Source organism: Microcosmobacter mediterraneus (assembly GCF_031846265.1).
Lineage (GTDB): Bacteria > Bacteroidota > Bacteroidia > Flavobacteriales > Flavobacteriaceae > Microcosmobacter > Microcosmobacter mediterraneus.
In genome coordinates this window covers 1-5,489 of sequence record NZ_JAVRIA010000013.1, presented here as the reverse complement: position 1 = coordinate 5,489, position 5,489 = coordinate 1, and the positions used below count along the sequence as shown (strand labels likewise).

Here is a 5,489-nt window from a genome sequence, read left to right as displayed (position 1 = left end):
GTAAGAAGTTTAAATATTTAGGGCTTTGAAAGGGTGATTTAGATTAATGATATTGAGGAGTTGAATAACGTATTAGAATCAATATAAAAAAAATAAAAATATTTTTGATTTAGATGTTGTGGGATAAAAAAAAGGGTTTTATATTTGCACCCGCTTTGGAGCAGAACGCTAAGAAGTTTGAATAAAAAAGTTCATTAACATATTGAATTGACAGCGTAGAGAAGTTATTGGAAACGATAATTTTTCAAGACAAAGAGAATAAGCCATTTTGAGTACTCAATCAATTTTTTATAGTTGTTAATAATATTGGTATTTATACCAGAAGATTTAACAATGAAGAGTTTGATCCTGGCTCAGGATGAACGCTAGCGGCAGGCCTAACACATGCAAGTCGAACGGTAACAGGGATTGCTTGCAATCCGCTGACGAGTGGCGCACGGGTGCGTAACGCGTATACAATCTACCTTGTACAGGGGGATAGCCTTTAGAAATGAAGATTAATACCCCATAGTATGGAGTCTCGGCATCGAGATTCTATTAAAGTTTCGGCGGTACAAGATGAGTATGCGTTCTATTAGCTAGTAGGTATGGTAACGGCATACCTAGGCAACGATAGATAGGGGCCCTGAGAGGGGGATCCCCCACACTGGTACTGAGACACGGACCAGACTCCTACGGGAGGCAGCAGTGAGGAATATTGGACAATGGAGGCAACTCTGATCCAGCCATGCCGCGTGCAGGAAGACTGCCCTATGGGTTGTAAACTGCTTTTATACAGGAAGAAACAATCGTACGTGTACGATCTTGACGGTACTGTAAGAATAAGGATCGGCTAACTCCGTGCCAGCAGCCGCGGTAATACGGAGGATCCAAGCGTTATCCGGAATCATTGGGTTTAAAGGGTCCGTAGGTGGATAATTAAGTCAGAGGTGAAATCCTGCAGCTCAACTGTAGAATTGCCTTTGATACTGGTTATCTTGAGTCATTGTGAAGTAGTTAGAATATGTAGTGTAGCGGTGAAATGCATAGATATTACATAGAATACCAATTGCGAAGGCAGATTACTAACAATGTACTGACACTGATGGACGAAAGCGTGGGGAGCGAACAGGATTAGATACCCTGGTAGTCCACGCCGTAAACGATGGTCACTAGCTGTTCGGACTTCGGTCTGAGTGGCTAAGCGAAAGTGATAAGTGACCCACCTGGGGAGTACGTTCGCAAGAATGAAACTCAAAGGAATTGACGGGGGCCCGCACAAGCGGTGGAGCATGTGGTTTAATTCGATGATACGCGAGGAACCTTACCAGGGCTTAAATGTAAGTTGCATTAGGCAGAGATGCTTATTTCTTCGGACTACTTACAAGGTGCTGCATGGTTGTCGTCAGCTCGTGCCGTGAGGTGTCAGGTTAAGTCCTATAACGAGCGCAACCCCTGTTGTTAGTTGCCAGCATGTAAAGATGGGAACTCTAACAAGACTGCCGGTGCAAACCGTGAGGAAGGTGGGGATGACGTCAAATCATCACGGCCCTTACGTCCTGGGCTACACACGTGCTACAATGGTAGGTACAGAGGGCAGCCACACCGCGAGGTGGAGCGAATCCTTAAAACCTATCTCAGTTCGGATCGGAGTCTGCAACTCGACTCCGTGAAGCTGGAATCGCTAGTAATCGGATATCAGCCATGATCCGGTGAATACGTTCCCGGGCCTTGTACACACCGCCCGTCAAGCCATGGAAGCTGGGAGTGCCTGAAGTCCGTCACCGTAAGGAGCGGCCTAGGGTAAAATTAGTAACTAGGGCTAAGTCGTAACAAGGTAGCCGTACCGGAAGGTGCGGCTGGAACACCTCCTTTCTAGAGAAAGACGACTATAAATAAGAAGAAAAAGATAGTTTGTTCTCTTTTGCTGTTAATTTAATTGATCTATTATAGTAGAGTCTCATAGCTCAGCTGGTTAGAGCGCTACACTGATAATGTAGAGGTCGGCAGTTCGAGTCTGCCTGAGACTACTAACTATAATATATAAAGGAAATTCTAGAAGTTGAGTGGTAGTTGTACTAACTACTAACTACTAATTACTAACTACTAGTAATTGGGGGAATTAGCTCAGCTGGCTAGAGCGCCTGCCTTGCACGCAGGAGGTCACCGGTTCGACTCCGGTATTCTCCACCAACAGCGTATAGCTGAAAACGTTCATTGACATATTGAAAAAGATACATGATAATTAGATAGAAATATTTAATAAAATTAATAATTGTAACGAGCAATTATGTAACTCATTAAAAAGACAAAAGTACAATAAGCTAAATAAGAGCGTATGGGGAATGCCTAGGCTCTCAGAGGCGATGAAGGACGTGATAAGCTGCGAAAAGCTACGGGGATTGGCACATACAAATTGATCCGTAGATATCCGAATGGGGCAACCCACTATGTTGAAGACATAGTATCCGAAAGGAAGTGAACCCGGAGAACTGAAACATCTAAGTACCCGGAGGAGAAGAAAACAAAAGTGATTCCGATAGTAGCGGCGAGCGAAATTGGATTAGCCCAAACCAATATTGTTACGGCAATATTGGGGTTGTAGGACTGCGATATTTGAGCTATAATGAATTAGAACGCTTTGGAAAGAGCGACCATAGAGGGTGATAGTCCCGTATAAGTAAAGATTAGTAAGATAGCAGTATCCTGAGTAGTGCGGGGCACGTGAAACCCTGTGTGAATTTGGCGGGACCATCCGTTAAGGCTAAATACTCCTGAGAGACCGATAGTGAACTAGTACCGTGAGGGAAAGGTGAAAAGAACCCTGAATAAGGGAGTGAAATAGAACCTGAAACCATACGCTTACAAGCGGTCGGAGCCCATTAGGGTGACGGCGTGCCTTTTGCATAATGAGCCTACGAGTTACCGTTGTTAGCAAGGTTAAGTACTTCAGGTACGGATCCGTAGCGAAAGCGAGTCTGAATAGGGCGCTTAAGTTAGCAGTGGTAGACGCGAAACCGTGTGATCTACCCATGGGCAGGGTGAAGCTGTGGTAACACATAGTGGAGGCCCGAACCCGTTGACGTTGAAAAGTCTTGGGATGACCTGTGGGTAGGGGTGAAAGGCCAATCAAACTCGGAAATAGCTCGTACTCCCCGAAATGCATTTAGGTGCAGCGTTGATTTAGTTTTATAGAGGTAGAGCTACTGATTGGATGCGGGGGCTTCACCGCCTACCAATTCCTGACAAACTCCGAATGCTATAAAATGATGATCAGCAGTGAGGGCATGGGTGCTAAGGTCCATGTCCGAGAGGGAAAGAACCCAGACCATCAGCTAAGGTCCCCAAATGTATGTTAAGTTGAATAAACGAGGTTGGATTGCACAGACAGCTAGGATGTTGGCTTGGAAGCAGCCATTCATTTAAAGAGTGCGTAACAGCTCACTAGTCGAGCGATCCGGCATGGATAATAATCGGGCATAAACATACTACCGAAGCTATGGACTTGTAAAAGTGGTAGGGGAGCATTGTAGTGTCGTCGAAGGTGTACTGCGAGGTATGCTGGAGAAGCTACAAAAGAAAATGTAGGCATAAGTAACGATAATGCGGGCGAGAAACCCGCACACCGAAAGACTAAGGTTTCCTCAGCTATGCTAATCAGCTGAGGGTTAGTCGGGACCTAACGCGAACCCGAAAGGGGTAGTGGATGGCCAACAGGTTAATATTCCTGTACCTGCTCACAATAAAAGTGACGGAGGCGTATATTTGGTGCGTGCTGACGGAATAGCACGTTGAAGCCAGTGGTAACACGGCGATAGTACACTGAGGCTACGGCCAAGGTGATAATCCAGAGAAGCGACTTCCAAGAAAAGCGAGTGAAGCAGCCCGTACCCTAAACCGACACAGGTAGTTGGGATGAGAATTCTAAGGTGCTCGAGAGATTCATGGCTAAGGAACTAGGCAAAATCGACCCGTAACTTCGGGAGAAGGGTCGCCCATCTTCGGATGGGCCGCAGTGAAAAGATCCAGGCGACTGTTTATCAAAAACACAGGGCTCTGCTAAATCGAAAGATGACGTATAGGGCCTGACACCTGCCCGGTGCTGGAAGGTTAAGTGGAGATGTTAGCTTTTAGCAAAGCATTCAAATGAAGCCCCAGTAAACGGCGGCCGTAACTATAACGGTCCTAAGGTAGCGAAATTCCTTGTCGGGTAAGTTCCGACCTGCACGAATGGTGTAACGATCTGGATACTGTCTCAGCCATGAGCTCGGTGAAATTGTAGTAACGGTGAAGATGCCGTTTACCCGCAGTGGGACGAAAAGACCCCGTGAACCTTTACTATAGCTTAGTATTGGCTTTGGATAAGTAATGTGTAGGATAGGTGGGAGACTTTGAAGTGGCGTCGCTAGGCGTTGTGGAGTCATTGTTGAAATACCACCCTTTGCTTATCTAGAGTCTAACTTCTTGCGAAGGACAGTGCTTGGTGGGTAGTTTGACTGGGGTGGTCGCCTCCAAAAGAGTAACGGAGGCTTCTAAAGGTTCCCTCAGCACGCTTGGTAACCGTGCGTAGAGTGCAATGGCATAAGGGAGCTTGACTGAGAGACATACAGGTCGATCAGGTACGAAAGTAGAGCATAGTGATCCGGTGGTTCCGCATGGAAGGGCCATCGCTCAAAGGATAAAAGGTACTCCGGGGATAACAGGCTGATCTCCCCCAAGAGCTCACATCGACGGGGGGGTTTGGCACCTCGATGTCGGCTCGTCACATCCTGGGGCTGGAGAAGGTCCCAAGGGTTGGGCTGTTCGCCCATTAAAGTGGCACGCGAGCTGGGTTCAGAACGTCGTGAGACAGTTCGGTCTCTATCTACTGTGGGCGTTAGAAATTTGAGTGGATCTGACTCTAGTACGAGAGGACCGAGTTGGACTAACCTCTGGTGTATCTGTTGTCACGCCAGTGGCATTGCAGAGTAGCTACGTTGGGAAGGGATAAGCGCTGAAAGCATATAAGCGCGAAACCCACCACAAGATGAGATTTCTTTAAAGGGTCGTGGAAGATGACCACGTTGATAGGCTATAGGTGTAAAGGCAGTAATGTCATAGCCAAGTAGTACTAATAACCCATAGGCTTATTGTCACTTCGACTTCGCTCAGTGACCAGTAATGATTGCTGAGTGAAGGTGTTTTTTTAGAGTATAAAACAATCATGTATATAGACAATTATCGTCCTTTTTCAATATGTTAAGATATTTGCGCAAAAGCGCAAGTACTTAGTAATAAGTGTGAAGTAGTAAGTACTATTTTACTAATAATAAGTTACTAATTACTAAACTTTAAGGTGGTTATAGCGATGGGGCTCACCTCTTACCATTCCGAACAGAGAAGTTAAGCCCATTTGCGCCGATGGTACTACAATCGTGGAAGAGTAGGTCGCCGCCTTTTTTGTCACGCAACTAACGTGATTTATAAACACCCTTACTTTTATTAGTAAGGGTGTTTTTTTGTTTAGAATA

The 5,489-nt window shown here is 45.8% G+C and carries 2 tRNA genes and 3 rRNA genes; all 5 read left to right on the top strand.

Features of this window, described 5'->3' with window-relative positions:
• Positions 1–330: 330 nt before the first annotated feature.
• The 5 genes from RM697_RS13610 (at position 331) to rrf (ending at position 5,418) form a co-directional block, all read left to right on the top strand.
• A 16S ribosomal RNA gene (locus tag RM697_RS13610) occupies positions 331–1,854 on the top strand.
• Positions 1,855–1,935: 81 nt separating this feature from the next.
• Positions 1,936–2,009: transfer RNA gene (locus RM697_RS13605), tRNA-Ile, on the top strand.
• 86 nt (positions 2,010–2,095) lie between these two features.
• Positions 2,096–2,172: transfer RNA gene (locus RM697_RS13600), tRNA-Ala, on the top strand.
• A gap of 124 nt (positions 2,173–2,296) precedes the next feature.
• A 23S ribosomal RNA gene (locus tag RM697_RS13595) occupies positions 2,297–5,113 on the top strand.
• Between the two features lie 197 nt (positions 5,114–5,310).
• Positions 5,311–5,418, top strand: a 5S ribosomal RNA gene (gene rrf / locus RM697_RS13590).
• The 16S, 23S and 5S rRNA genes sit together here with 2 tRNA genes alongside, the layout of an rRNA operon.
• The last annotated feature ends 71 nt before the right edge of the window (positions 5,419–5,489 follow it).